Annotated in this window: 28 protein-coding genes; 17 read left to right on the top strand and 11 right to left on the bottom strand. The window is 60.8% G+C overall.

The window, feature by feature from the left end:
* Positions 1-13: 13 nt before the first annotated feature.
* From NTD87_RS22990 to NTD87_RS22980, 3 genes are read right to left on the bottom strand one after another with little or no spacing between them, the layout of a single operon-like run.
* Complete coding sequence (locus NTD87_RS22990) at positions 14-820, bottom strand: ABC transporter permease (RefSeq protein ID WP_262116492.1); 807 nt, start codon at positions 818-820, stop codon at positions 14-16.
* On the bottom strand, positions 820-1,740 hold the full coding sequence (locus NTD87_RS22985) for an ABC transporter permease (RefSeq protein ID WP_262116491.1): 921 nt from the start codon (positions 1,738-1,740) through the stop codon (positions 820-822). Before NTD87_RS22985 ends, NTD87_RS22990 begins: the two co-directional genes overlap by 1 nt.
* 15 nt (positions 1,741-1,755) lie before the next feature.
* Positions 1,756-2,874 carry an ABC transporter ATP-binding protein gene (locus tag NTD87_RS22980; RefSeq protein WP_262116490.1) on the bottom strand — a complete coding sequence of 373 codons (1,119 nt, stop codon included), beginning with the start codon at positions 2,872-2,874 and terminating at the stop codon, positions 1,756-1,758.
* Positions 2,875-3,123: 249 nt separating this feature from the next.
* On the opposite strand from NTD87_RS22980, the gene NTD87_RS22975 reads away from it, so the two are divergent.
* From NTD87_RS22975 to madM, 10 genes are all read left to right on the top strand, one after another.
* Positions 3,124-4,014 (top strand): LysR substrate-binding domain-containing protein, encoded by an 891-nt coding sequence (locus NTD87_RS22975; protein WP_262116489.1) that lies wholly within the window; start codon positions 3,124-3,126, stop codon positions 4,012-4,014.
* Positions 4,015-4,164: 150 nt separating this feature from the next.
* A complete protein-coding gene (gene mdcA / locus NTD87_RS22970) occupies positions 4,165-5,835 on the top strand; it encodes a malonate decarboxylase subunit alpha (RefSeq protein ID WP_262116488.1) in 1,671 nt (556 codons plus the stop codon).
* Positions 5,835-6,710 (top strand): triphosphoribosyl-dephospho-CoA synthase, encoded by an 876-nt coding sequence (locus NTD87_RS22965; protein WP_262116487.1) that lies wholly within the window; start codon positions 5,835-5,837, stop codon positions 6,708-6,710. Before mdcA ends, NTD87_RS22965 begins: the two co-directional genes overlap by 1 nt.
* On the top strand, positions 6,710-7,009 hold the full coding sequence (locus NTD87_RS22960; protein WP_262116486.1) for a malonate decarboxylase subunit delta: 300 nt from the start codon (positions 6,710-6,712) through the stop codon (positions 7,007-7,009). The genes NTD87_RS22965 and NTD87_RS22960 overlap by 1 nt, the downstream gene beginning before the upstream one ends.
* Positions 7,002-7,853, top strand: coding sequence for a biotin-independent malonate decarboxylase subunit beta (locus tag NTD87_RS22955; RefSeq protein WP_262116485.1), 852 nt, complete (start codon positions 7,002-7,004; stop codon positions 7,851-7,853). The genes NTD87_RS22960 and NTD87_RS22955 overlap by 8 nt, the downstream gene beginning before the upstream one ends.
* Entirely contained in the window at positions 7,850-8,653 is an 804-nt protein-coding gene (gene mdcE, locus NTD87_RS22950) for a biotin-independent malonate decarboxylase subunit gamma (RefSeq protein WP_262116484.1), read from the top strand. The genes NTD87_RS22955 and mdcE overlap by 4 nt, the downstream gene beginning before the upstream one ends.
* On the top strand, positions 8,647-9,267 hold the full coding sequence (locus tag NTD87_RS22945) for a malonate decarboxylase holo-ACP synthase (protein ID WP_262116483.1): 621 nt from the start codon (positions 8,647-8,649) through the stop codon (positions 9,265-9,267). The genes mdcE and NTD87_RS22945 overlap by 7 nt, the downstream gene beginning before the upstream one ends.
* The gene (gene mdcH / locus NTD87_RS22940; RefSeq protein WP_262116482.1) at positions 9,264-10,184 is read left to right on the top strand and encodes a malonate decarboxylase subunit epsilon; all 921 of its coding nucleotides are present in this window, start codon (positions 9,264-9,266) and stop codon (positions 10,182-10,184) included. The genes NTD87_RS22945 and mdcH overlap by 4 nt, the downstream gene beginning before the upstream one ends.
* A 330-nt stretch (positions 10,185-10,514) precedes the next feature.
* Positions 10,515-10,931 (top strand): malonate transporter subunit MadL, encoded by a 417-nt coding sequence (gene madL, locus NTD87_RS22935; RefSeq protein WP_262116481.1) that lies wholly within the window; start codon positions 10,515-10,517, stop codon positions 10,929-10,931.
* Position 10,932: 1 nt separating this feature from the next.
* On the top strand, positions 10,933-11,697 hold the full coding sequence (gene madM / locus NTD87_RS22930; protein ID WP_262116480.1) for a malonate transporter subunit MadM: 765 nt from the start codon (positions 10,933-10,935) through the stop codon (positions 11,695-11,697).
* Positions 11,698-11,807: 110 nt separating this feature from the next.
* Here the strand turns inward: madM and NTD87_RS22925 are convergent, their stop codons facing one another.
* Positions 11,808-12,722: a LysR substrate-binding domain-containing protein gene (locus NTD87_RS22925; RefSeq protein ID WP_262116479.1), complete on the bottom strand. Its 915-nt coding sequence runs from the start codon at positions 12,720-12,722 to the stop codon at positions 11,808-11,810.
* A 54-nt stretch (positions 12,723-12,776) separates the two neighbouring features.
* Entirely contained in the window at positions 12,777-14,111 is a 1,335-nt protein-coding gene (locus tag NTD87_RS22920; RefSeq protein WP_262116478.1) for a PLP-dependent aminotransferase family protein, read from the bottom strand.
* Between the two features lie 113 nt (positions 14,112-14,224).
* Here NTD87_RS22920 and NTD87_RS22915 point away from each other — a divergent pair, with 113 nt between their 5' ends.
* Positions 14,225-14,842 (top strand): DJ-1/PfpI family protein, encoded by a 618-nt coding sequence (locus NTD87_RS22915; RefSeq protein WP_262116477.1) that lies wholly within the window; start codon positions 14,225-14,227, stop codon positions 14,840-14,842.
* Positions 14,843-15,049: 207 nt separating this feature from the next.
* On the opposite strand, the gene NTD87_RS22910 is transcribed toward NTD87_RS22915, so the two are convergent.
* The 3 genes from NTD87_RS22910 to NTD87_RS22900 all read right to left on the bottom strand — a co-directional run bounded on the left by NTD87_RS22910 (position 15,050) and on the right by NTD87_RS22900 (position 18,228).
* The gene (locus tag NTD87_RS22910; protein ID WP_262116476.1) at positions 15,050-15,232 is read right to left on the bottom strand and encodes a hypothetical protein; all 183 of its coding nucleotides are present in this window, start codon (positions 15,230-15,232) and stop codon (positions 15,050-15,052) included.
* A gap of 176 nt (positions 15,233-15,408) precedes the next feature.
* Positions 15,409-17,172, bottom strand: coding sequence for an L-lactate permease (locus NTD87_RS22905; protein WP_262116475.1), 1,764 nt, complete (start codon positions 17,170-17,172; stop codon positions 15,409-15,411).
* Positions 17,173-17,319: 147 nt separating this feature from the next.
* Complete coding sequence (locus tag NTD87_RS22900) at positions 17,320-18,228, bottom strand: pirin family protein (RefSeq protein WP_262116560.1); 909 nt, start codon at positions 18,226-18,228, stop codon at positions 17,320-17,322.
* Positions 18,229-18,509: 281 nt separating this feature from the next.
* Here NTD87_RS22900 and NTD87_RS22895 point away from each other — a divergent pair, with 281 nt between their 5' ends.
* Complete coding sequence (locus NTD87_RS22895; RefSeq protein WP_262116474.1) at positions 18,510-18,899, top strand: c-type cytochrome; 390 nt, start codon at positions 18,510-18,512, stop codon at positions 18,897-18,899.
* A gap of 73 nt (positions 18,900-18,972) precedes the next feature.
* Here NTD87_RS22895 and NTD87_RS22890 read toward each other — a convergent pair whose 3' ends face one another.
* Entirely contained in the window at positions 18,973-19,302 is a 330-nt protein-coding gene (locus NTD87_RS22890) for a DHCW motif cupin fold protein (RefSeq protein ID WP_262116473.1), read from the bottom strand.
* A gap of 194 nt (positions 19,303-19,496) precedes the next feature.
* On the opposite strand from NTD87_RS22890, the gene NTD87_RS22885 reads away from it, so the two are divergent.
* Both NTD87_RS22885 and NTD87_RS22880 read left to right on the top strand, forming a co-directional pair.
* Positions 19,497-19,697: a hypothetical protein gene (locus NTD87_RS22885; RefSeq protein WP_262116472.1), complete on the top strand. Its 201-nt coding sequence runs from the start codon at positions 19,497-19,499 to the stop codon at positions 19,695-19,697.
* Between the two features lie 162 nt (positions 19,698-19,859).
* Positions 19,860-20,447 carry a LysE family translocator gene (locus NTD87_RS22880; protein WP_262116471.1) on the top strand — a complete coding sequence of 196 codons (588 nt, stop codon included), beginning with the start codon at positions 19,860-19,862 and terminating at the stop codon, positions 20,445-20,447.
* Between the two features lie 4 nt (positions 20,448-20,451).
* Here the strand turns inward: NTD87_RS22880 and NTD87_RS22875 are convergent, their stop codons facing one another.
* Complete coding sequence (locus NTD87_RS22875; RefSeq protein ID WP_262116470.1) at positions 20,452-21,285, bottom strand: AraC family transcriptional regulator; 834 nt, start codon at positions 21,283-21,285, stop codon at positions 20,452-20,454.
* Positions 21,286-21,321: 36 nt separating this feature from the next.
* Positions 21,322-21,825 (bottom strand): VOC family protein, encoded by a 504-nt coding sequence (locus tag NTD87_RS22870; protein ID WP_262116469.1) that lies wholly within the window; start codon positions 21,823-21,825, stop codon positions 21,322-21,324.
* 280 nt (positions 21,826-22,105) lie between these two features.
* Here NTD87_RS22870 and NTD87_RS22865 point away from each other — a divergent pair, with 280 nt between their 5' ends.
* The 3 genes from NTD87_RS22865 to NTD87_RS22855 are packed head-to-tail and all read left to right on the top strand — an operon-like array spanning position 22,106 to position 25,318.
* Positions 22,106-22,567: a (2Fe-2S)-binding protein gene (locus NTD87_RS22865; protein ID WP_262116468.1), complete on the top strand. Its 462-nt coding sequence runs from the start codon at positions 22,106-22,108 to the stop codon at positions 22,565-22,567.
* Positions 22,568-22,569: 2 nt separating this feature from the next.
* Positions 22,570-24,738: a xanthine dehydrogenase family protein molybdopterin-binding subunit gene (locus NTD87_RS22860; RefSeq protein ID WP_262116467.1), complete on the top strand. Its 2,169-nt coding sequence runs from the start codon at positions 22,570-22,572 to the stop codon at positions 24,736-24,738.
* 1 nt (position 24,739) lies between these two features.
* A complete protein-coding gene (locus tag NTD87_RS22855; RefSeq protein ID WP_262116466.1) occupies positions 24,740-25,318 on the top strand; it encodes a hypothetical protein in 579 nt (192 codons plus the stop codon).
* Positions 25,319-25,320: the final 2 nt, after the last annotated feature.

Below are 25,320 nucleotides of genomic sequence, written 5' to 3'. Positions count from 1 at the left end.
GTACTTGGAAGGTTCAGGTTTTCTTTTTGCCCAACAGATAAGAGAGGCTGACGAACAGCACCGAGACGCCGAGGATCAGCGTCGAGACGGCGTTGACGTCGGGTGTCACACCCATGCGTAACAGGCCGAAGATGAAGATCGGCAAGGTCGTGGTTCCGGCCTGGGCGACCATCATCGAAATCACGAAGTTATCCAGCGAGACGATGAAGGCCAGCATCAGCCCGGAAACGATCCCCGGCATCAACAGCGGCAGCGTGACTTTGCGAAAGGTCCGCCAGGGGCCGGCGTAAAGGTCGGCCGAGGCTTGCTCCAGCGACAGGTCCATGTCATTGAGCCGCGCGCGGATCGGCAGGTAGGCGAAGGGGATACAGAACACGGTATGGGCAATGATCAGGTTGCCGTACCCCAACGACAGGCCGACCGTGGAAAACAGCGCCAGGGTGGCGACGCCGACTACGATTTCCGGCAACACCAGCGGCAGCATGATTGCGCCCATCGACAGTTGCATGCCTTTGAACTTCGCACCCCGGGAAGTGCCAAGCGCTGCGAGGGTGGCAATCACGGTGGCGATCATGCTAGCGCAGACCGCGATCAACAGACTGTTGCTGGCCGCCTGGCGCAAGGCCTGATTGGCAAACGCCGCGCGGTACCAGTCCAGGCTCAAACCGGTCCAGACCGTGGCCGACTGGTTGGCGTTGAAGGAGAACACCACCAGCACCACGATCGGCGCATAGAGGTACAGGTAGAACAGAAAACTGAAACCGCCAAAGCCCGGGAAGTCCTGAACACTGAGACCGGTTCGCTTGAATAGACGCTGCATTACTCACCTCCCTTGGCGATGCGCTGGCGCTCGGCGCGCAGGGCATACACGGTCAACACCAGCATCACCGCCGTCATCAGCACCAGCGACAGGGCGGCCCCGAACGGCCAGTTCCGTGCATCGCTGAACTGCCGGAAAATCAGGTTGCCGAGCATCATCTTGGTCCCGCCGCCGAGCAGCTCCGGGGCGATCATCGCTCCCAGGCACGGTACGAAGGTGAGGATGGCGCCGGCGAAAATCCCCGGTTTGGCGATCGGCAGCACGACTTTGATCAGCGTTCGCCAGCGACCGGCATAGAGGTCCTGCGCCGCTTCCAGCAGGCGGATGTCCATCTTTTCCAGGGTCGCGTAGATCGGCAGCACCACGAACGGCGCGTAGGTGTAAACCAGCCCCAGCAGCACCGCACCGTCGGTATAAAGCAGTTGCAGCGGCTGATCGATCACACCGAGTCCCATCAGGCTGTTATTGATGACCCCGGTGTTGCGCAGCAGCAGAATCCAGGCGTAAGTGCGAATCAGCAGGTTGGCCCAGAACGGTATGGTGATCAGGAAAATCAGCAGCCCACGCCGGTGCGCCGGTTGCATGGCCAACCAGACGGCGACCGGGAAGCCTATCAACAAAGTGATCACGGTCGTCAGCCCGGCCAGGCCAATCGAGCGCAGGGCAATCATCAGGTAGGAGTCGGCAAAGACCAGGCTGTCATCCAGTTGCCGCTCGAACAGCAATGAGGTGTAGGCGTCGCTACTGAAGACTTTGTTCACCCCACCGTAGGGGTTGGCCTCCATCAGCGAATAGCCGATGACGATCAGGATCGGCACGATCAGAAACAGGCCGATGGCGAGCAGTGCCGGAGTGACGCCGAGAAAGCTGCCAAAGGCTTTACGCCGCGCCAGGGTGTTGGATATCGGTAAAGCGTGCATGACAAACCCTCGTGCTCAATCCAGCAGGACACTGGCGCTACCACGGTCGAACAGCAGACCGGCCTGGCTGCCGACAGCGAAGCGCAGACTCTGGTCGACGCTGTTGGGCGTGCGCACCGTAAGACGCGAACCGTCACTCAGGCTGACCTGATATTGCAGGTCGGTGCCGAGGTAGATTTGCGCATCGATCCGGCACGGCAAGGCACCGGCCGTGCTGGCTGGCAACAGATGCAGGCGCTCGGGACGCACCGAGAGCGCCACCGTTGCACCCACCGCTACGTCGCTGCAGGGTTGAGCGGGGAGCGGGTGACCGGCAGGCCCGGCGAACCAGGCCAGACCGGCTTCCACTTGGGTCACCGTGCCTGCGATGAAGTTGGTCTCGCCGATGAAGTCCGCGACAAAGCGATTGCGCGGACGCTCGTAGATATCCTCCGGGCGGCCGACCTGCTGCACCTCGCCATCGGACAGTACGGCGATGCGGTCGGACATGGTCAGGGCTTCTTCCTGATCGTGGGTGACGAAGATGAAGGTGATACCGGTCTTGGCCTGGATCGCCTTCAGCTCTTCACGCATGGCCTGGCGCAGTTTGAGGTCCAGTGCCGAGAGCGGCTCGTCGAGCAGCAGCACTTTGGGATGCGGTGCCAAGGCCCGGGCCAGGGCGACCCGCTGTTGCTGGCCGCCGGACAGCTGTGTCGGGCGACGCGTGGCGAAGCGTTCCATCTGCACCAGGGCGAGCATCTCGCGTACCCGTTCGGCGATCTTCACCTTGCTCAAGACCTTGCCCATCGGATGGGACTCAAGGCCGAACGCCAGGTTCTCGGCAATGGTCATGTGTGGAAACAGTGCGTAGTGCTGGAAAACCGTATTGACCGGACGCTGGAATGGCGGGCGGTCAGCAATGTTTTCGCCATAGAGCAGGATCTCGCCCTGGGTCGGAAATTCGAACCCGGCGATCATCCGCAGGAGCGTGGTTTTACCGCAGCCCGAAGGGCCGAGGAGGGTGAAGAACTCGTTGTCACGGATGTCCAGGTCGATGCTTTTCAGCGCCACCGGACCGCTATGAGGATCACCGTAGACTTTGCGTACAGCGCGGATAGACACAGCCAGCGTTTGCAGCGAATGCAGGGCATTCATGCGTTACCTCCGATTCCCCCATCGCCTGTGCCGATACGCTGTAGTCAGCTGTGCCGTCAGGCCATGGATATTATTTTTTTGGGCAGGATCGAGATCTGTTCAGGTGTGCAGCGAGCCGCTTCGTCGGGCTCTTTGGAGACTCTTGTTGTTCTGTTGTGAGCTGATTATCAGTGAGGGGTTGCGGGGGCGAAACTTCAATTTTAACATAGCAGTTGTTAAATAATTTAATAGCAGAAGGCGTCCCAAGCCATGCCTGACCACCGTTTGCCGCCGTTGAACGCGGTACGTGCCTTTGATGCAGCTGCCCGTTTGGGCAGCTATGTCGAAGCCTCGAAGGCCCTGCACGTGACTCAGCCAGCCATTGGCCGACATGTGAAACTGCTGGAGGAGTGGCTGGGAACCCAGCTGTTTGAGCGCACCTCGCGTGGCGTCACCCTGACCCTTGCCGGCGAGAAGTACCACCGCAAGATCGCTTCAGCGTTACAGCTGATCATCGAGGCGGGGAGGGAGCTGCAACCGAGGGACTCCGAACGATGGTTGCGAATCATGGTCGTGCCGGGGTTCGCCAAACGCTGGTTGACACCGAGGCTGGAAGCCGCGCGGCGTCTTCGCCCCGGATTGAAGTTCGCCATCGAACCCAATTCGACGTTCACCGATGTGGACGGCAAGACCGCTGACCTGGGGATCGTCTATGGCCTCGATGGGCAGTACGCCCATTCCCGGGCCACGCTGATCTGTCCGCAGGTGTTTGCGATCTGTACGCCGGGCTACCTGGCCAGCATCGAACCGATCACCTGTCTCACTGATCTGTTGAAGCACAACCTGATTCACTTCGACGACGGCGAGTGGTGGAACATGTGGTTCGCCGCTAACGGCCTGGATGTTCACCTCCACTCGGACGTGTTGTACGTCAACAACGACCACGCGTTGTCGGTGGCCGAAAGCGGGCAAGGCATCGCGCTGGCGAATGAAGTGCTGGTGCGTGAGGAACTCAAGGCCGGCACCCTGGTGCGTGCGCTTGAGGATCAGGTGAAGCTGGAAAGCTACCGCGTGCTGACGCCGTCGGCTGAACTGTCGGCGGATGTGGAGTGGTTTATCCAGTGGCTAACGACCGAGTTGGGACGCGAGTTTAGCGTTTGACCCACGGTGCAAAGGATTGAGCAGATTGATCGTCCCATGAAAGCCGGGAGAAACATTACCCTGATCGTAACAGTTCTTCGTTCATCTTGATTGATGCCTCCCCCATTAGCTCCTAAGGTAACTCCACGAAAGCGAACCCGTGGAGTGAGCATGACAACAACAATATCCCCCGACTCGCGCTGGACGCGGCGACGCAGCGAGAAGCAGCGGCGCCTCGAGCTGGTGCGGGGTCTCGCCGATGGTGTGGTGTTGCCCACCGACAAGATCGTCGCGGCACTGGAAGCCTTGATTCTGCCCGGCGACCGTGTGGTGCTGGAGGGTAACAACCAGAAGCAGGCGGACTTTCTTTCCCGCGCCCTGGCCAAGGCCGATCCGGCCAGGCTGCATGACCTGCACATGATCATGCCCAGCGTCGGTCGTTCGGAGCACCTGGACCTGTTCGAACGTGGCATCGCCCGCAAGCTGGACTTCTCCTTCGCCGGCACCCAGAGCTTGCGCATCAGCCAGTTGCTTGAAGATGGTTTGCTGGAAATCGGCGCGATCCACACTTACATCGAACTTTACGCCCGACTGGTGGTGGACCTGATTCCCAACGTGGTGCTCTCGGCCGGTTTCATGGCCGACCGTGCCGGCAATATCTACACCGGGCCGAGCACCGAAGACACCCCGGCGCTGATCGAGCCGGCAGCCTTCAGCGACGGCATTGTGATCGTCCAGGTCAACCAGTTGGTGGACGACGTCAGCGAGCTGCCCCGCGTGGACATTCCCGCGTCCTGGGTGGATTTCGTGGTGGTGGCCGATAAACCGTTCTACATCGAACCGTTGTTCACCCGCGACCCCCGGCATATCAAGCCCGTGCATGTGCTGATGGCGATGATGGCGATCCGTGGGATCTACGAAAAGCACAACGTCCAGTCCCTCAACCATGGCATCGGTTTCAACACCGCGGCCATCGAATTGATTCTGCCCACCTACGGCGAATCGCTTGGGCTCAAGGGCAAGATCTGCCGCAACTGGACCCTCAATCCTCACCCGACCCTGATCCCGGCTATCGAAAGTGGCTGGGTCGAAAGCGTGCACTGCTTCGGCACCGAGCTGGGGATGGAGAACTACATCGCCGCCCGCCCGGACGTGTTTTTCACCGGCCGCGACGGTTCCCTGCGGTCCAATCGAATGTTCTGCCAACTGGCCGGGCAGTACGCGGTGGACCTGTTTATCGGCGCGACCTTGCAGGTGGATGGCGACGGCCATTCTTCCACCGTGACCCGTGGACGCCTGGCCGGTTTCGGCGGCGCGCCGAATATGGGCCACGACCCGCGGGGTCGCCGCCATGGCACTCCGGCCTGGCTCGACATGCGCCACGGCGATGCCCCCGAAGCCTTGCTCGAACGTGGCAAGAAACTCGTGGTGCAGATGGTCGAGACCTTCCAGGAGGGCGGTAAACCGACCTTTGTTGAAACCCTCGATGCAGTTGAGGTGGCGAAGAAAAGCGGCATGCCCCTGGCGCCGATCATGATCTACGGTGATGACGTCACTCACCTGCTCACCGAAGAAGGCATCGCCTATCTGTACAAGGCGCGTTCCCTGGAAGAACGCCAGGCAATGATTGCTGCGGTGGCCGGGGTCACCGCCATCGGCCTGCGCCATAACCCCAAAGACACTGCGCGCATGCGCCGTGAAGGGTTGATCGCGTTGCCCGAAGACCTCGGCATCCGCCGTACCGACGCTACCCGTGAACTGCTTGCCGCCAAAAGCGTCGCCGACCTGGTGGAGTGGTCGGGTGGCTTGTACAACCCGCCCGCCAAGTTCAGGAGCTGGTAATGCACGCATTCAACCTGCAACCGAAAAACGTATCCCTGGCCGAATGGCTGGCGGACTTGGCCGTGGAAGCGTTGATCGACGAAGCCGACCTGTCGCCCAAACCGGCACTGGTGGACCGCCGTGGCAATGGTGCTCACAGCGATTTGCACTTGGGGCTGATGCACGCTTCAGCGCTGTCGCTGTGGCCGGCCTTCAAGGACATGGCTGAAGCGGCCATCGAATTTGGCGAAGTCGGTCTGCCGCTGCGCGAAGCCCTTGGGCGGATCGGCCGCGAGGGCGAGCAAGCGATGCTCGCGACCACCCACGGCGTGAATACCCATCGTGGCGCCATCTGGGCCTTGGGCCTGTTGGTCGCCGCTGCCGCGCTGGAACCTAAATCCAGTGGCGCCAGCGCGGTCACTGTGCGCGCCGCACGTCTGGCGTTACTCGAGGATCGTGATGCGCCGCGTCTGTTCAGTCACGGCGCCCAAGTGGCACAACGTTATGGCGCTCGTGGTGCCCGGGAAGAAGCACAACTGGGCTTTCCGGCGGTGATGCAATTCGGCCTGCCGCAACTCCAACGCAGCCGCGCCGCGGGCAGCGGTGAGCAGAACGCCCGGCTCGATGCGTTGCTGGCGATCATGACCACGCTCGCCGATACCTGCGTGCTCTACCGTGCAGGCGAGCAGGGGTTGCAAACGATGCAACGCGGCGCCAAGGCGGTGTTAGAGGCGGGCGGCAGTGCCAGCCTGGCCGGTCGCCGTCGGCTGCATGAGCTGGACCAACAATTAATTGCGTTGAATGCCTCGCCCGGCGGCGCTGCGGATTTGCTCGCAGCCTGTCTGTTTATCGACCGCATCTCATCCTGCGACGGCGTCATCCAGGGAGCTTTCTGATGGAAACCTTATCCTTTGAATTCCCCGCCGGGCAGCCGGCGCGGGGCAGGGCGCTGGTCGGCTGTGTCGGCTCGGGCGATCTGGAAGTACTGCTCGAACCGGGGCAGGCCGGCACGCTGACGATCCAGGTGCAGACGTCGGTCAATGGCAGCCAACAGCGCTGGCAGCATTTGTTTGCACGGATGTTCGACGGCCAGACGCCGCCGGCACTGGCGATTGATATTCATGATTTCGGGGCCACGCCGGGCGTGGTGCGCCTGCGTCTGGAGCAGGGCTTCGAGGAGATCGGCCATGAGTGACCACGCAGCGCTGCTCAACAAACGCAGCTTCGTCGAACTCGGCGCTCGGCAACGGGCCAAGGCCTTGCTCGACGCCGGGACCTTTCGTGAATTGCTCGACCCGTTTCAGCGGGTCATGTCGCCATGGCTGTCTCGCCAGGGCGTGGTGCCGCAAGCCGATGACGGTGTGGTGATCGCCAAGGGTAGCATCAGCGGTTTGCCGGTGGTGGTCGCCGCCATCGAAGGCGCATTTCAGGGCGGCAGCCTGGGGGAGGTCGGCGGGGCGAAAATTGCCGGCGCGCTGGAACTGGCTGCCGAGGACAACCGCAAGGGTATCGCCACCCGCGCCGTGCTGTTGCTGGAAACCGGTGGTGTGCGTTTGCAGGAAGCCAACCTCGGGCTGGCAGCGATTGCCGATATTCACGCGGCGATTGTCGATCTGCGCCAGTACCAGCCTGTGGTCGGTGTGGTGGCCGGCAGCGTCGGTTGTTTCGGCGGCATGTCGATTGCCGCCGGGTTGTGCAGTTATCTGCTGGTGACCCGCGAAGCGCGGCTGGGCCTCAATGGCCCGCAAGTGATCGAACAGGAAGCCGGGATCGAGGAATACGACTCGCGCGACCGTCCTTTCATCTGGAGCCTGACCGGCGGCGAGCAACGGTTCGCCAGCGGGCTGGTGGATCGGTATGTGGCCGACGACGTGGCGCAGATTCAGCAACAAGTCGGCGAACTGCTGCAACAAGGGCTGCCCGCTGAACAACGCAGCCGTCAGGCGGATCTGTTTCTGCAACGCCTCGCCCGTCTGGACGCCGCGCCACAAATCGAGCCGGCGACGGTTCGCGATCTGTATCAAGGAGCGCACTCATGAGCGGTTTTTCCCTGAGAGGTTTGCACTGGTTTCAAGCCTTGAGTGCCGGCTCCACCGTCGTCGACGGATTGCCCGCTTCGTTGAAAGTGGCCGACGGCATGCTGGGTCAGCAATCCGTGCGGTTTATCGCGGTGGTGGCCGATCCGCAGAACCGCTTTGTTCGCGCCCGTAACGGCGAAGTCGGTTTGCTGGAGGGTTGGGGTCTGGCCAAAGCGGTGGATGAAGTGATTGAAGCGGATCGCGCTAAACCGCAGAAGCGTGCCTTGATCGCCATTATCGATGTGCCGAGCCAGGCGTACGGCCGCCGCGAAGAAGCCCTGGGCATTCATCAGGCCCTGGCCGCTGCTGCGGACAGTTATGCCCGCGCACGACTGGCCGGGCATGCGGTGATCGGTTTGCTGGTGGGCAAGGCAATGTCCGGGGCGTTTCTGGCCCACGGTTATCAGGCCAACCGGCTGATTGCCTTGCGTGACCCCGGGGTGATGGTTCACGCCATGGGCAAGGTGTCGGCCGCGCGGGTCACCCTGCGCAGTGTCGAAGAACTCGAAGCCCTGGCCGCCAGCGTGCCGCCGATGGCCTATGACATCGACAGCTATGCCAGCCTCGGGCTGCTCTGGGAAACCTTGACGGTGGAGCAGATCGAGCAGCCGACCGCGAGCGATCGGTCTCGGGTCAGTGACTGTCTGCTCCACGCCATCGGCGACGTCGCAGCCAGCGGGGCTGATTTGAGCTCCCGTCTGGGCGCGACCAACCGTACCGCGTCGAGCAAGGTTCGCCAGCTGCTGCGTGAGCAATGGTGAACGAGTTTCTGGCCCATGACCTGCTCTGGGGGCTGACCCCGGAGCAGCTGCCGGCGGACGCGCCGAGCTGGGTGGTCGAGGTCATCAGCGACGGTCAGCCGGTCGTGGTTCGACGCGCCTTGAGTGCTGCGGATCAGATTGCAGTGGGCGTACGTGGACCGTTGCGCGAGCAGCGTTTTCCAACGCTGATGGCGGTCGAGGCGATCCAGCGCCGGGTACGGCCGGAAGACCTTTGCCATGTCGACGTCTATCGCGACCTGCCGGCCTTGCAGGCCCTGGCGCAACTGCGGCCGATGCTCGATGACTGCGGTTGGGTCTGGGGCGTCAGTGGCAGCGCCGGGTTTGAGTTGGCCTGCGGTGTGACGGCTTTGCACGAGCGCAGCGATCTCGACTTAATCCTGCGCACGCCGCAACCCATGGGTCGAGCTCAGGCACAGGAACTGCTGAAGAGGCTGGACGCCGTTGCGTGCCCGGTGGACATGCAATTGCAAACACCGCTGGGCGCGGTTGCCTTGCGCGAATGGGCCGGTCCGGCAAAGCGGGTGTTGCTCAAAAACGCCCGTGAAGCACGGTTGGTGCTCGACCCTTGGCATCCACAGGAGCAAACCGCATGAGCAGCCTGCTGGTGTTCCCTGGCCAGGGCGCGCAGCAACCGGGCATGCTCCATCGTTTGCCCGAGGCGAGCGTGATCGAGGCGAGCGAGCTGCTGGGCGAGGATGTTTTGCAGCTCGATTCTGCCCAGGCGCTGAAATCAACCCGAGCGGTTCAGCTGTGCCTGTTGATCGCAGGGGTCGCTGCAGCGCGTTTGTTGTTGCAGCACGGACCGACAGTGGACTACGTCGCCGGGCTGTCCATCGGCGCCTACCCGGCGGCGGTGGTGGCGGGTGCGTTGCGCTTCAGCGATGCGCTGCAGCTGGTCAGTCTGCGGGGGGAGTTGATGCAACAGGCCTGGCCCCAGGGCTACGGCATGACCGCGATCATCGGTCTGGACCTGGCGACGGTGGAAGGTTTGCTGGTGCACGTTCACAGCAGCGAGACGCCGGTGTACCTGGCCAACATCAATGCCGATAACCAACTGGTGATCGCCGGCAGCTTTGCTGCGATGGATGCCGTCGCCGAGTTGGCCCGAGCACATGGCGCGGGGTTGGCCAAACGGCTGGCGGTCAGCGTGCCGTCCCATTGCCCGCTGCTTGACGAACCCGCGCAGGCGCTGGCCGAGGCGTTTGCCAAAGTGCCGTTGCGGCTACCGACAATCGGCTACTTGAGTGGCAGCCGCGCCCGGCCGATCCGTTCGGTCGAGGCGTTGCGCGATGACCTGGCGTTCAACATGTGCCGGGTCGTGGACTGGCGCGGCACCGTACAAAGTGCCTACGAGCGTGGCGTGCGCTTGCACATCGAACTGCCGCCCGGTGCGGTGCTCACAGGATTGGCGCGACGGGTGTTCGAACAAGGCACGGTCATCGCTTTCGAGGGTGCGCGCCAGGATACGTTGCAAGCGCTGTTGCGTGAGGAGGGAAGCCGCCAACCCTAGGGTCTGTTGACGCTTGGTGACGAACCGCGTTGCGATGCCAACGTGTGCGAGGCAAGGCGCGGGCTGCCGCTAATGGTTGTTCCCTTGGCAAATCCCGCAACGCAGCCTCGCGCACGTTGGCGCGCAACCCGAAGGGACGGGACCCATTTGGCGCAGGGCGGCGTTGCTCGGAACTTATTGGGAACAACCAAACTGCGTTCCTCGCGCCTTGCCCTGCGCCAAATGGGTCTCCGTCGCGGTCGTCACCAAGCGTCAACAGACCCTAGACACCGCTCAGGCTGCGAAGGACAAAAACAATAACTTCGATGATGCACTTTGAGGACGACAACAATGATTATTTACGGTGTGGCGCTGTTGGCGATCTGTACGCTGGCAGGGGTGTTCATGGGTGACATGCTCGGTGTGTTGTTGGGCGTCCAGTCCAACGTCGGCGGGGTCGGTATTGCAATGATCCTGCTGATTTTCGCGAAGTTGTGGACGCACAAGCGCGGCGGCATGACCAAGGAATGCGAGCTGGGCGTCGGCTTCTGGGGCGCAATGTACATTCCAGTGGTGGTGGCCATGGCCGCGCAACAGAACGTCGTCGCCGCCTTGCACGGTGGGCCGGTGGCCGTGCTGGCCGCCATCGGTTCGGTAGTGACCTGCGGCTGCACCATCGCCTTGATCAGCCGGACCCACAAAGGTGAGCCGTTGCCGGACGAACCGGTCGAAAGCCTGCCGACCACGGCTCCAGCAGGAGGTCGCTGATATGTGGAGTCTCATGGAAGCGGGTCTGAAACATAACGATCTGGTCACTGCGTTCGCCTTCGTCGGCGTGATCATGTGGATCTCCGTCGTGCTCTCCAAACGCCTGACGTTCGGACGGATTCATGGCTCGGCGATTGCCATCGTCATCGGATTGGTGCTGGCCTGGGTCGGTGGCACGCTCACCGGTGGGCAGAAAGGTCTGGCGGACGTCGCGGTGTTTTCCGGCATTGGGCTGATGGGCGGTGCCATGCTGCGCGACTTTGCGATCGTCGCCACGGCCTTCGAGGTGCAGGCCACCGAAGCGCGCAAGGCCGGTTTTATTGGCGCACTCGCGCTGCTGCTGGGGACCGTGCTGCCGTTTATTGTCGGGGCGTGCATCGCCTGGGCATTCGGTTATCGCGATGCAGTGAGCATAACCACCATTGGCGCCGGGGCGGTGACCTACATCGTTGGCCCAGTGACTGGCGCGGCGATTGGCGCCAGTTCCGATGTGGTCGCGCTGTCGATTGCCACCGGTTTGATCAAGGCCATTCTGGTGATGGTCTGCACGCCGATGGCCGCGCGCTGGATGGGGCTTGATAACCCGCGCTCAGCGATGGTCTTCGGTGGGTTGGCCGGCACCGTCAGCGGTGTGACGGCGGGCCTCGCGGCGACGGATCGGCGGTTGGTGCCTTATGGCGCGCTGACGGCGACCTTTCATACCGGGTTGGGCTGTTTGCTTGGGCCTTCGTTGTTGTATTTCATTGTTCGCGGGATTGTCGGCTAGGTTCAGGATTTGATTTGCCTGCTCTGAAGCCATCGCGAGCAGGCTCGCTCCCACATTGGAATGCGTTCTCATGTGGGAGCGGGCTTGCTCGCGAAGGGTGCGACGCGGTTTCAGATCTGCCGATGGGCATACATCCGACACTCCGCCAGCAATGCCAGCAGATTCGGATCACGCTCCTTGGCCTTCAGAAACACCACCCCAATGTGCTGCTGCAACCGATAGCGTTCCTGCAACGGGATCAGCTTCACCCGGTTTTCGTATACTGCCGCAATCCGCCCCGGCAGCAAGGCATAGCCGACCCCGGAGCTGACCATGCTCAGCAGGGTGAAGATGTCGTTGACCTGCATCGCCACCTTCGGCTCGAACCCTGCCTTCTTGAACACCCGAATGCTGTCCTGATGGGTCGCGAAGCCCTGGGTCAGGGTAATGAAGGTTGCATCGCGGACCTCGGCAAGATCGACTTCAGTGCGCTGAGCGAAGGGTGAATCGGCAGGCGTGGCGAGAAAGATGTCGTCGGAAAACAGCGGGATTTGCTCGCAGTCCGGGTCGTTGACGCTGTCGTCCAGGGACACCAGGATCGCGTCGACTTCCATGTTCTTGAGCTTGTACAGCAAGTCGATGTTCGAGCCGAGGATCAGGTCGATATTCAGCTCGCTGCGGCGAATCTTCAAGCCCATGATCAGTTGCGGCACGGTTTTCACCGTGAGTGAATACAGCGAGCCGAGCTTGAAGCGTTCGGCCGAGAAGCCTGCGGCTTCGCGGGTCAAACGTACGGTCTCCAGCACATCCTGAATCAGCTTCTGCGCCCGCTCTTCAAGCACATAGGCACTTTCCAGTGGCGTCAGGTTGCGCCCTTCATGCTTGAACAGCGGACAGCGCAGTGCACTTTCCAGCGAGTGAATGGCGCGATGCACGCTGACATTGCTTGTTTGTAATTCCGCCGCTGCCCGTGCGAGGTTGCCGGTACGCATATAGGCGAGGAATACCTCAAGTTTTTTCAGGGACAATTCTTCGTCGATCAACATGGCGCAGGCTCTTTTTCAGTCGCCTGATTGTGCACTACTGATCCAGCGTTCGGTTCAATAAGAGTGAGCATCAACAACACGCTTCACCGTGTTGAGGGCGACTTGAAGGGCATCCAGTTCCAGAGAGCCGAGCGCGAGCCTGATCGCGTGAGGAACGTAGACGGAAGTCGCATAGGGCTGCGCAGTCGAAACCGAAACATGCTCGCGCATGAGCGCCGTCGCCACCTGGTCAGCTCGCACCTCTTCGCCTAAAGGAAGCCAGAGAAAATATGAAGTGGGATGGCCTATGTACTGCAGGTCGGTCAACGTGGCCTTGGCCATCGACTGTCGGTTCGCGGCATCCTGGCGCTTTTCGTCCTCCAGGCGACTGACCGTGCCATCGTCGAGCCAGTTACACGCGATTGCAGTCATCACGCCAGGGGTGTTCCAAATGGTGGCTCTGATGCTCCTCTCGATAGCGGGTACCCATCGGGAGGGAGCGGCGACAAATCCGACGCGCAGCCCGGTGGCCACACTTTTCGAGAGGCCTGTCACGTACACGGTTCTTTCCGGTGCAAGCGCTGCCAAGGGGGCAGGTACATCCTCTGCGAGGAACGCATAGGCGGCGTCCTCAATGATCAGCAAGTCATGCTCGCGGGCGATGGTCACCAGGCGCTGCCTCCAGTTCTCGCTGGTGACCCACCCCAGTGGATTGTGCAAGGTTGGCATGGTGTACACGGCGCGTACTCTTCGGCTCTTGCACAGTCGAGCCAAGGCATCCAGATCAGGTTCGTAACCCGCCGACGGGATGGGGGCCAACTCCAGGCGCTGGGTATCGGCAAGGACTTTGAAACCGGGATAGGTCAAGGCGTCCGTCGCGACGACATCGCCCGGGCGAAGCAGCCCCATGACGGTCACCGCCAACCCGTGTTGAGCCCCACTGACGATCAGTACTTGCTCCTCACCGATGCTCAAGCCTCTGCAGTGGAGATGCCGAGCGACCGACGCTCGCTCATGCTTTCGTCCCCCGTGGGGCTGATAGCGGAGTAACGCTTCCAGATCGCCCGAAGACGCCAGTTGGCGTAAAGCGCCACGCAGCAGTTCTGCCTGGCCCGGTAGAGAGGGGTAGTTGAAGTTAAGGTCCAGAACTCCCGAAGCGACCGCATGCTGGTCGATGCCTAACCCGGGTGGTAACGAAGTCTCCCGGACAAACGTACCTCTCCCGGCTTCGCCGCTGACCAGACCCATGGCTTCAAGCTCCGCATAGACACGTGTAGCCGTGGCCAATGCGAGCCCTTCGTTGGTCGCCAGTTCTCGGTGTGTGGGCAGGCGCGTTCCAGGTGATAGACGTCCTGCGCGAATGTCGGCAGCGAACGCGTCCACCAACGATTTATACCGGGAACGAGCCATGGAAGATGTATCCATTACAATAATTTGATTGTACTAATTATTCGCCATAGCCTGCGTCTGCACAACCGCCTCCTTCAGGCGGATGCCAGCCAAATTTGCGGGATGACCCCACCATGCATATCGCGATTCTCACCTTTGAAGGTTTCAACGAACTCGACTCCCTGATCGCGCTCGGCGTTCTTAACCGCGTCAAGAAGCCGGGATGGCGAGTATCGATCGCCAGTCCAACGACCCGTATTCGCTCGATGAATGGGCTCGTGATCGAATCCCGGGCAACGCTTCGCGAGGCGAGCGAAGCCGATGCGGTCATTGTCGGAAGTGGCATGCGAACTCGCGAAGTCGTCGCTGACACCGCCCTTATGGCGCAGTTGCAGCTTGATCCCACGAGGCAGCTCTTGGGCGCGCAATGTTCGGGCACGCTAGTGTTGGCAAAGCTTGGCTTGCTGGAGGGGGTACCGGCCTGCACGGATCTGACGACCAAACCATGGGTTCAGGCGGCTGGCATCGATGTCCTTGACCAAGCCTTTTTCGCCAAAGGCAATATCGCTACCGCAGGCGGATGCCTCGCGTCGTCCTATCTTGCTGCCTGGATCATTGCCCGTCTGGAGGGCGTCGAAGCGGCAGAGAGCGCACTTCACTACGTTGCGCCGGTAGGGGAAAAAGAAGAATACGTTCAGCGCGGGATGCGCAATATCGCACCGTATCTGCACGATGAGCGGGTTGCTGTTTAAGCAGATTCCCAGACGAAGAAAACGCCTGCCTTTGGCCAATGTCGGGGCGGGCACCGCGGCCATCAAAAATTTCAGGCAAAAAAAAGCTGCCTGAGATGGCAGCGAAAAAAAGAGCCCGCGTTGTGTAGGTGAAGTTTGCTGTCGGAAGGTTACAAAATGATGACGAGTGTGGTGATGGCCTGTGACACGTCTTCACCCGATGATCCCTCAAGAAGGTTCTGTTACAGCTCGATTGAGACTGACAGGCAAGGGGTGCGGTGCATTCAAGCGATCTTCCAGCCTTTTCACGAAGGCGAGGGCTTCTGCATAGCTGCGGAATTTAACGCACCAGGCGTCCATCTGGACCACCCAGCCTTCGGTCGTGCCCGCTTCTTCAATCCTGATCAACACCAATAGAATCCTTTCCGAGGATGGATAAACCCAGTATGGGTCACTACCCGAAAAAGCTCATACCATTTGGCGATTTGAGCGTCGACTCGTAAGCGGTGCATGTGCTTTGAGTGGTTGCCAGGCCCGGGCGGTGAACCCGGGCAGCAGGCTGCAGGACGAAACCCACGCGACGTCGATCAATGCCCGCCCACCACCAGATGGCTGAAGGGCGCCACATACGCCTGCAAGGTGACCAGACCGCCGACCAGAATGGCCAGGACGATGGAGTGGAAAAACACGTAGCGCAGGATTTCCCCTTCATGGCCGTACCAGCGGGTGGCGGTGGATGCCACCACAATCGACTGGGCGTCGACCATCTTGCCCATGACTCCGCCGGAACTGTTGGCGGCGGCCATCAATATCGGGCTGATTCCCAGTTGCTCGGAGGTCACCCGTTGCAAGCCGCCGAACAGCACGTTGGAGGCCGTGTCCGAGCCGGTCAAGGCCACGCCGAGCCAGCCGAGCAGGGTGCCGAACATGGGGTAGAAAATCCCGGTGGCGGCGAAGGCCAGGCCCATGGTCGCGTCCAGGCCGGCATAACGGGTGATGAAGCCGAGGGCGAGCATGGCTGCGATGGTGATGAGCGAAAAACGCACCACCCACAGCGTTCGCAGGTATTGGCTCACCAGTTGCGGGATGGAATAGCCCATCAGCAGCCCGCCGAGGATCGCCGCCAGCAAGATGCCGCTGCCGGTGCTGGTGAACCAGGTGAATTTGTAGATCGCTTCCTCAGGCTTAGGCTGCGGCACCACGGGCGGAACCTTCTCGACCTGCAAGTGCAGGGAGGTGAAGGTCAGGGCTGGTGCGAAGATCGGGCTCGCCTCGCGCATCGGTTGGCCCTGGGGATCGAGCTTGGCCGAGTGAGTTTGCAGATCCATCGCCGGACGGGTATCGAACTGGTTTTTGAAGCCCTGGGTGCCCCACGCAAAGACGAAGACCGTGAGGATGATCCAGGGCATCCACGCACGCATGACGGCAGACCGGGTATCGCTGGCAAAGGTCGCACTGGCCAGCGGTTTTTCGTCCCGGGACTCGTCTATTTTTGAGTTGTCGACTCGCCCGGACAACGCGGCGGAGGTGTGCACGCGGGCGGGTTTCCAGACCTTGAGGAAACCGGTCAGGCAGGCCATGGAAATCAGCGCGGCGATCACGTCCACCAGCATCGGCCCGTGGTAGTTGGAAACGACGAACTGCGGCACCGCGAAGCTGACCCCGGCTACCAGAATGGCCGGCCAGATTTCCAGCATCTTGCGCCAGCCGGCGAACGCCCAGATCAACCAGAACGGCACGAGCACCGAGAAGAACGGCAACTGCCGGCCAACCATCATCGACAGTTCCATTTCATCCAGCCCGGTGACCTTCGCCAGGGTGATGATGGGCGTGCCCAGGGCACCGAACGCCACCGGCGCGGTGTTGGCGATCAACGCCAGGCCGGACGCGGCGAGGGGAGAGAAACCCAACCCGATCAGAATGGCCCCGGTCACCGCCACCGGCGTGCCGAACCCGGCTGCCCCTTCGAAGAACGCACCAAAACAAAAGGCGATCAGCAGCAATTGCAGACGGCGATCGTCGGTGATGCGCGCGAGGGAATCTTGCAGGACTTTGAACGAGCCGTTCTCGGTGGTGAGCCGATGCAGGAAGATGATGTTGAGCACGATCCAGCCAATCGGCAGCAGACCGGTGGCGGCGCCGAGCAGCGCGGCGGAACCGGCCATGTTCGCCGGCATGCCAAAGGCGAAAATCGCGATCAGTAAAGCCGTGCTCAGCGCCAGCAATGCCGCCAGATGCGCCTTGAGATGGAAAAACGCCAGGGACGTGAGCATCACGACTACCGGTAACGCCGCCATGAGGGTCGAGACCATCGGGTTACCGAAGGGATCGTAGACTTGCTGCCAGACCATGTTCCACCTTTGCTTTTTATTGTGGGCAGTGCAGGCCCCGAGAGGGGAGGTGAAATTGAGTATAGGTGGCAATGCGCAGCGATCAGCCCGTGCTCAGAATTTTACGTTGGGCCGTGCCAGAGTTGGCTGGTATGCAAGCAGGTCGCGTCATTTGTATATCGGAACTGAAACCGATCCGGACCTCTGCACGGACTCAGCTCGTAGACGTTTGCCCAACTCCGCAATCTTTGCCTCTCCGGTTCTCAATGCTTCCAGGCTGGTGTGCACGGAGTAGTTACCCATCTTCAGGTCGTGCGGGTGAGGAATGGCCGACCCCAGCACAAACACCGCGCCTTCCTTATCCCCGGCCTCAAGTTTCAATGTACCGCTAGCTGGCGTGAAAGCGACCAGTTCTCCCGCCTGGATAAGCTGCGGCGAATGAACCGCTCCCCGACTGACGCTGAGCCAAAGAACCTCGTGCCCAGTCGGCGGCTCGTACTCCCAGCGTTGGCCTGCGGCCAGCGTGACCAGTAGATAATTCACACCTGAGGGTGCACGTACAGGACTGCGAATGCCCTGATAGTCACCAAGGATTACGCGGGCCGGCCCAACCTGCGGGATGGCGGGTGCCTCCAGGTACTGGCTGTCGACAGGTGCGTTTTCCAGGTCAGCGGGCAGCGCGATCCAAAGCTGAAACCCCTGGATCCGCGCCGAGGTGCCGGCAGACATTTCTTTGCCATGCCAGACACCCGCGCCTGCGCGCATCCATTCGACTCCGCCGTAGCCAATGAATCCGGAACCTGCGTCCGGATCGTCAAAGTGCAGGTTGCCTTCAGTGATCACGGTAATGGTCGCGATCCCCGAATGAGGATGCAGCGGCATGTTGCCAGTGAACGAGGCATCCGCTTCGAACAGATCGAGAAACACAAACGGCTTGAGTAACTGGCCCAGGTCCGAGGGGCTCATGAGCCGAACAATGGGGCCGTGCCCTTGACCACGGGTGCGCCGGCTTATGCCGCGCGAGGTATCGTTTTGAGGCGCGGTGAGGGGACTCAATGTCGTCGTTGAAAGTGTCATGTAGCACCCATGCTGAATGATTGTGTGAAGTGGATGCCAGCGTATCCAGCCGGTTATACGTTGATAAGTGGGTATAAATGGCTTGAACTCATCCATTTATGGACGTAATGCGGTGCAGCCGTCGACAGGTGCCGCGCGGTCAGCGTTTTTGTCGAGCAGGTCATCAAGCATTGACGGGAGGATGCTCTGGCTGAAGGCAAATGACCTGGCAGCTTTGCAGCCGTCCATGATGAAATAGCCGCCAGCTTTTGCTGTCAGCAACACCTGATTTGGAGCAAAACATGCAGAAAGCCGCAGTACTAACCTTCGCCTTATTGCTCAATGCAGGGGTCTTCAGCACGCAAGCTGAAGCGGCCGGCGATGCTGAAGCGGGTGAGAAACTATTTAACCGAATATGCGGCGGCTGCCATCAAGTAGGGGGTTCGGCACGGGGTTCTTTTGGTCCGCAGCTCAATGCCATTTTCGGGCGCCATGCTGGAAGCACGACGGACTACCAGTACTCTTCCTCGATGAAATCATCAGGCGTCGTCTGGACCCGCGAAACACTGGCCGCGTACATCGAAGCTCCAAAAGCAGTGGTACCCGGAACGCGCATGATTTTCTGGGGTATCAGCGATCCAGAAAAGATCGAGAACCTGTTGGCCTACCTCCAGACATTTCAGCCGCAATAATCTGTAACCCATCAAACGTCATGGTAGATCCCGATGTTGCCATCTGAACAAAGAGGGGCAGCCAGGCATATGATCAATCAACCACAAACAGCTTCGCCCCCGTGAGTGTCGACGACCGGTGAGGCTCGGCATTATCCGCCACCTGATAGCTCATGCCGGGTTTGAGCACAAACTGGCGGCCGTCCTCGAGTTCGGTGTGCAGTTCGCCTTCAAGGCACAACAGGATGTGGCCCTTCGAACACCAGTGATCTGCCAGGTAGCCGGCGGTGTATTCGACCATTCGCACACGTATTGCGCCGAACTGGCGGGTGCGCCAATAGGCGTTGCCGCGTTCACCGGCGTGGGTGGTGGGTTCGATCGTTGACCAGTCGGTTGTACCGAACGGGATGGCTGCTATATCCATGGCAAGCTCTTCAAGTAGGGGAGTGAACCGATTTACGCAGTTGGAGGTGGGTTGTCAATTGACGGGATTGCTCCGCTAGCATGAACCCAAGCTGTCCATTGGTAATGTTTCATTATGTTTCTGATGATCGGGCGGCGTAGGATAGTTATCCAGGATCGTGCATCGCCTCGCTTCCAGCCAAGGGGAACGGAAAAATGAAATTGAACCTCGTCAAAGCATTTTTGATCGCCGGCACGTTGTTGTTGAGCGCTTGCTCTGGCGTGATGACCACCAGCACCTGTTTTTCAGAAGACTGCCATCAGTTCGACGGCCATGGCGCTAACAAGATGAGTTTTGGTGGTAGCTCGCTCGGCAACAGCTTCAATCAATACGGTGCATCGCTGTTGCACGATTAAAGCAGTGCCGCGGTGTGCCGACCAACAGGCCGGCACCGTTGTGCGGGCGATGTAAAAAACGCCGACACGGCCCCGCAATGGGGTGTTTTTCTTCAATACAGTCAGCCCGCGTCCTTCTACCTTGAGCGTCGGGATGTCCCCAGCTATTGAAGAAGGTGTGCAATGACTCTGATCATTTCCATGGCCGCGTTTGCGCTGGCGTCGTCGATCACTCCGGGGCCGGTGAACATCGTTGCGTTGAGCTCGGGTGCGCAGTACGGCTTTCGTGCCAGTCAACGGCATGTGGCGGGTGCAACGCTGGGCTTTGTGCTGTTACTGGTGCTGATGGGATTGGGTCTGCATGAGCTGTTAACGCTCTGGCCATCGTTGACGCGGGTGGTGCAGTTGTTCGGGGTGGCGTTTTTGCTGTTCATGGCCTGGAAGCTCGCCACCGATGATGGTCGACTCAGCGCGGGTGATTCAGGGCAGGCGCCGACGATGTTCTACGGTGCGCTGATGCAATGGCTCAACCCGAAAGCCTGGCTGGCCTGTATCGCAGGGATGGGGGCTTTTGTTGCCGACGGCGAAGCGCGATTGGTCTGGCAGTTTGCGGCGGTGTATCTGGTGGTGTGTTACCTGTCGGTGGCCTGCTGGGCCTATGCCGGGACTTTTCTGCGGCACTACCTGAGCAATGCCGGCGGTATGCGGCTGTTCAATCGGTTGATGGCGTCGTTGCTGACGGTCAGCGCGGGTTACTTGCTTCTGCCTTAGGGTTTCAGCCGCGATACTGCCCCGGTGTCGCGGCCAGATGCTGTTTGAACGCTCGCTGAAAATGCGCCTGATCAGAGAATCCGGCTTCCAGTGCCACGTCGGCAATCAGCTTGCCCTGGCGCAGTTGGTTGCGGGCGAACTGGATGCGGCGGTTGACCAGGAACGCATGGGGTGTCATGCCGTAATGCTGCTTGAACGCGCGGATCAGGTACGACGCTGACAGATCGGCGGCTTCGCAAATGTCTTCGAGCTTCAGCGACAGGGTGCAGTTGTCGCGGATGTAATCGGCCGCTCGCTCCAACTTGAGGTTAGGCTCGCGAACAGTCAGTTCAGCCGGATTGAGCGTCAGCTGAACTTCGGTAAAAAACGCCACGGTGGCGCTGTGTTTTTGCAGCGTTTCCAACTGTTCGTCGAGCAGAATGTCATACAGCTGATTGAGCCCGCCAAACAGGCCGCTGTCGTCGCAGTGGGTGGTGGAGAAGCGCCGAAAGTCCAGTTCTTCGCTGAAACCCAGTTGATGCTGAAGGTCGGTCAACCACGGCGTATCGACGTACAGCATGCGGTAGGACCACGGTTGATCGTCGATCGGGTTGCAGGCGTGGACATCGCCGGGGTTCATCAGCACCACGGTGCCGGTGCCGACTTCAAAGGCAGACTGCTCATGGACATAGGTGCTGCGCCCGGCGGTGATCGCACCGATGGAAAAGTGCTCGTGGGAATGGCGGGCATAGCAGACCTCGCGGCCGTCAGCGATGGAGCGGGCCTCGATGAAGGGCAGTGCGTCATCGCGCCAGAAGCGTGGGGCCTTGTCGGCATCTTTGGCCATGGCGTGTTTCATCTGCAAGCGTCCTTTGGCAGTCGGTATGGGAGTGTATTAGCTCTCGCCGTTAAAGGCTCGCTGGAGTGTGGCGATGTCGATTTTCTTCATCTGCAACATCGCCTGCATGGAGCGCTGGGATTTGTCGGTGTCTCTGTCGGTCATCATTTCCATCAGCGCGACGGGCACGATTTGCCACGACAGACCGAACTTGTCCTTGAGCCAGCCACATTGCTGAGCCTGCTTGTCACCGCCTGCGGACAGCGCGTTCCAGAAGTGGTCGATTTCATATTGGGTGTGGCAGTTGACCTGAAACGAAATGGCCTCGCTGAAGCGAAACATCGGGCCGCCATTGAGCGCGGTAAACGTCTGGCCATCCAGCACGAAGCTGACGGTCATCACCGAACCCTCGGGCCGCCCGTGGAACTCGAAACCGGCTTTTCCGTAGTGGGTGATGGCGGTAATGGTCGAGTGTTCGAACACTGAACAGTAGAACTGCGCGGCGGCTTCGGCCTGATCATCGAACCACAGGCAGGGCGTAAGTTTCTGAATGCGGGACATGAAGGTGCTCCTCTACGAGTGATCAGGCTGGACTATTAGCGTAGTCAGCCGTTTGTCGTCTGGTGTCACCGTCAATCGACAAGGCAAGAGCATGTGCAGGGGCGTCTGGGTTTTCGGGTGTTTTTCCTGGCCGGCGCAGCCCTTTTTGTGACCGGTGGTCGCGCAAATCAAGGCTTCGGGAAAATTGCGCTTAGCTAAATGGATAACCCGAGGCGCGCGTAGACACCCGTTGCCACAGCGACGCCGCGAAAGGACACCGTGAGTCCCTGAGGAGATCGCCGTGCTGACGTTCAATATCAATGGCAAAGACCAATCCCTGGAAGTCCCAGGCGACATGCCGCTGTTGTGGGTGTTGCGCGATGTCGCGCACCTGACCGGCACCAAATTCGGCTGCGGCATGGCCCAGTGTGGTGCCTGCACCGTGCACGTCGACGGCGCGCCATTGCGTTCCTGTATTACTCCGGCGGCGGCTGTCGCCAACGGGCAAAAAATCCTCACCATCGAAGGCCTGTCGAGCGACGGCTCGCACCCGGTGCAGCGCGCCTGGGCAGAGATCGACGTGGTGCAATGCGGTTACTGTCAGTCGGGGCAGATCATGTCGGCGGCCGCGTTGCTGGCGAAGATCCCGTCGCCGAGCGACAGCGATATCGATCAGGCACTGTCGGGCAATCTCTGTCGGTGCGGGACCTATCCGCGCATTCGTGCGGCAGTCAAGCGTGCTGCCGAAATCGGGAGGGCATGACAATGAGCGCAGTGATCGATACCTCTCGCCGTGATTTTCTGAAAAGCAGCGCCGTGCTAGGCGCAGGCCTGGTGGTGGCGTTCGTCATTCCGGGGAGCAATCGCTTCGCACAGGCTGCGTCGACGCCGGACGCGGTGTTCGCCCCCAACGCTTTTCTGCGTATCGCCCCCGATGGCAGCGTAACCGTGCTCTTGGGGCACTCCGAGATGGGGCAGGGGATCTGGACCGGCCTGACCATGCTAATCGCCGAAGAGCTGGATGCCGACTGGACGAAGATTCGCGTCGAGCATGCACCGGCATCGGCAGCCGATTATGGTCTGCCGGCCTTTGGTGGCATACAGATCACCGGTGGCTCGACCTCGACCTGGATGGAGTTCGATCGTTACCGTCAGGCCGGCGCGGCCGCACGCTTGATGCTGATCGAGGCCGCCGCCAAGCGGTTCAACGTCGCGCCCTCGAAAGTACGGACCGAACCGGGCGTAGTGATCGCCGGTGACCAGCGCGCCACTTACGGTGAGTTGGCCAATGACGCCGGCCAATTGCCGGTGCCGGATCCGGCGTCGATCAAACTCAAGGAGGCCAAGGACTGGAAGATCATCGGCAAGCCAACCAAACGCCTGGACACCCCGGAAAAAATCACCGGGCAGGCGAAATTTGGCATGGACGTGCAGTTCGATGGTCTGCTGACGGCGATGGTCGCGCGCTCACCGGTGTTCGGTGGCAGCGTCAAATCATTCGATGGCACAGCGGCGCTGGCCCTGCCGGGGGTGCATAAAGTCGTGCAGGTGCCGACGGGTGTGGCGGTGGTCGCCGATCACTATTGGGCCGCGAAACTGGGTCGCGATGCGCTGAAAATCGACTGGGACCTGGGACCCAACGCCGGGCTCGACAGTGATGCCTTGCTGCAAAACTTCCGCAAACTCGCCATGGTCCCCGGTACCCCGGCCAGTCAGGCTGGCGACATCAGTGCCGCGTTGAGCAAGGCGGTGAAGACCGTCGAAGCTGAATACAACGTTCCCTATCTGGCCCATGCGCCGATGGAGCCGCTCAACTGCACGGTAAAAATCACTTCGGACAAATGCGAGATCTGGACCGGCACCCAGTTCCAGACACTGGATCAAATGGTCGCGGCGAAAATCACCGGGCTCAAACCCGAGCAGGTGATGATTCATACCGAATTCCTCGGTGGCGGTTTTGGCCGTCGAGCCAATCCGACCTCGGACTTTGTCAGTGAAGCGGTGCAAGTCGCCAAAGCAGCCGGTGCGCCAGTGAAAACCGTCTGGTCGCGGGAGGACGACATACGCGGTGGTTACTACCGCTCGGCGTTCCTCCATAAGGCGCGCATTGGCCTGGACGCCAAAGGCATGCCCCAGGCCTGGCAGCACGTACTGGTCGGGCAATCGATCATGGCGGGTACTTCATTCGAAGCGACGATGGTCAAGAACGGTGTCGATGCCACCTCGGTCGAAGGCGTGGCCGACAGCCCCTACATCAAGGGGCTGGCCAACCATCTGGTCGACCTGCATTCGCCGCAAACCGGCATCAGTGTGCTCTGGATGCGCTCGGTGGGGCACACTCATACGGCGTTTGTGGTCGAGTCGTTGGTCGATGAACTGGCCACGGCGGCCGGCAAGGATCCGGTGGAATACCGACGGACCTTGCTCAAAGAGCATCCGCGACATCTGGGCGTGCTGAACCTGGCAGTGGAGAAGGCTAACTGGAAGGCGCCGTTGCCTGCGGGGCACGCGTTGGGTGTGGCGGTGCACGAATCCTTTGGCAGTTACGTCGCGCAAGTGGCCGAGGTGTCCCAGGACAACCTGAAGATCCGCGTGCACCGGGTGGTCTGTGCGGTCGATTGCGGGATTGCAGTGAACCCGGCGAGTATCGCCGCGCAGATGGAATCGGGCATCACCTTTGGCCTGGGGTTCACCTTGCACAGCAAGCTGACCTTCAAGGACGGGAAAGTGGTGCAGTCCAATTACCATGACTTCCAGGTGTTGCGTCTGAATGAAATGCCGGTGGTCGAGGTGCATATCGTGCCCAGTACCGAAAAACCGGGCGGCATCGGCGAGACCGGGGTGCCACCGACGGCTCCGGCCGTGGCCAATGCGGTGTTTGCCCTGACCGGGCAACGCTTGCGCGAGCTGCCGTTGCAATTGGCAGGGGTGTGAGATGAGGCGACAGTTGTTTCTGGGCACGCTGTTGTTGCTCGGGATGGGTGGTTACACCTCGGACTTGTTTGCCGACGATCAAGCCGCGCTGGCGGCGTTTGCCACCGTGCAGAAGGTGTTTCAGAGCCCGCGCTGCCAGAACTGCCATATCCCCGGTGATTCACCCTTGCAGTTCGACGCCGGGAGCCCACATGCGATGAACGTGGTTCGTGGCACCGAGGGCAAGGGCTCGGCGGGTTTGCCGTGTGCAACCTGCCACGCCGACAGCAACCCGCCCGCCAGCTACGGCCCCCACGCGCCACCCGGTGCACCGCATTGGGGCTTGCCTTCAGTTGCACACAAAATGGCCTGGATCGGTTTGCCGGCTGATCGGCTATGCCAGATGATCAAGGACCGTTCGAGCAACGGCGACCGTGATTTTGCTGCGCTGATCAAGCATGTCAGTGACGATAAACTGGTGCTCTGGGGGTGGAACCCCGGCGGCAATAGAAGCCCGGTGCCGGTACCGCACGATATTTTTGTCACCCAGTTCAAACTGTGGGCAGACGCGGGTGGACCGTGCCCGGTGGCGGGGGGCTAGAT

This window comes from Pseudomonas sp. 6D_7.1_Bac1 (assembly GCF_025465945.1).
Taxonomy (GTDB): Bacteria; Pseudomonadota; Gammaproteobacteria; order Pseudomonadales; family Pseudomonadaceae; genus Aquipseudomonas.
The sequence above is the reverse complement of the archived record's forward strand: the minus strand, read 5'-3'. Positions and strand labels throughout refer to the sequence as shown.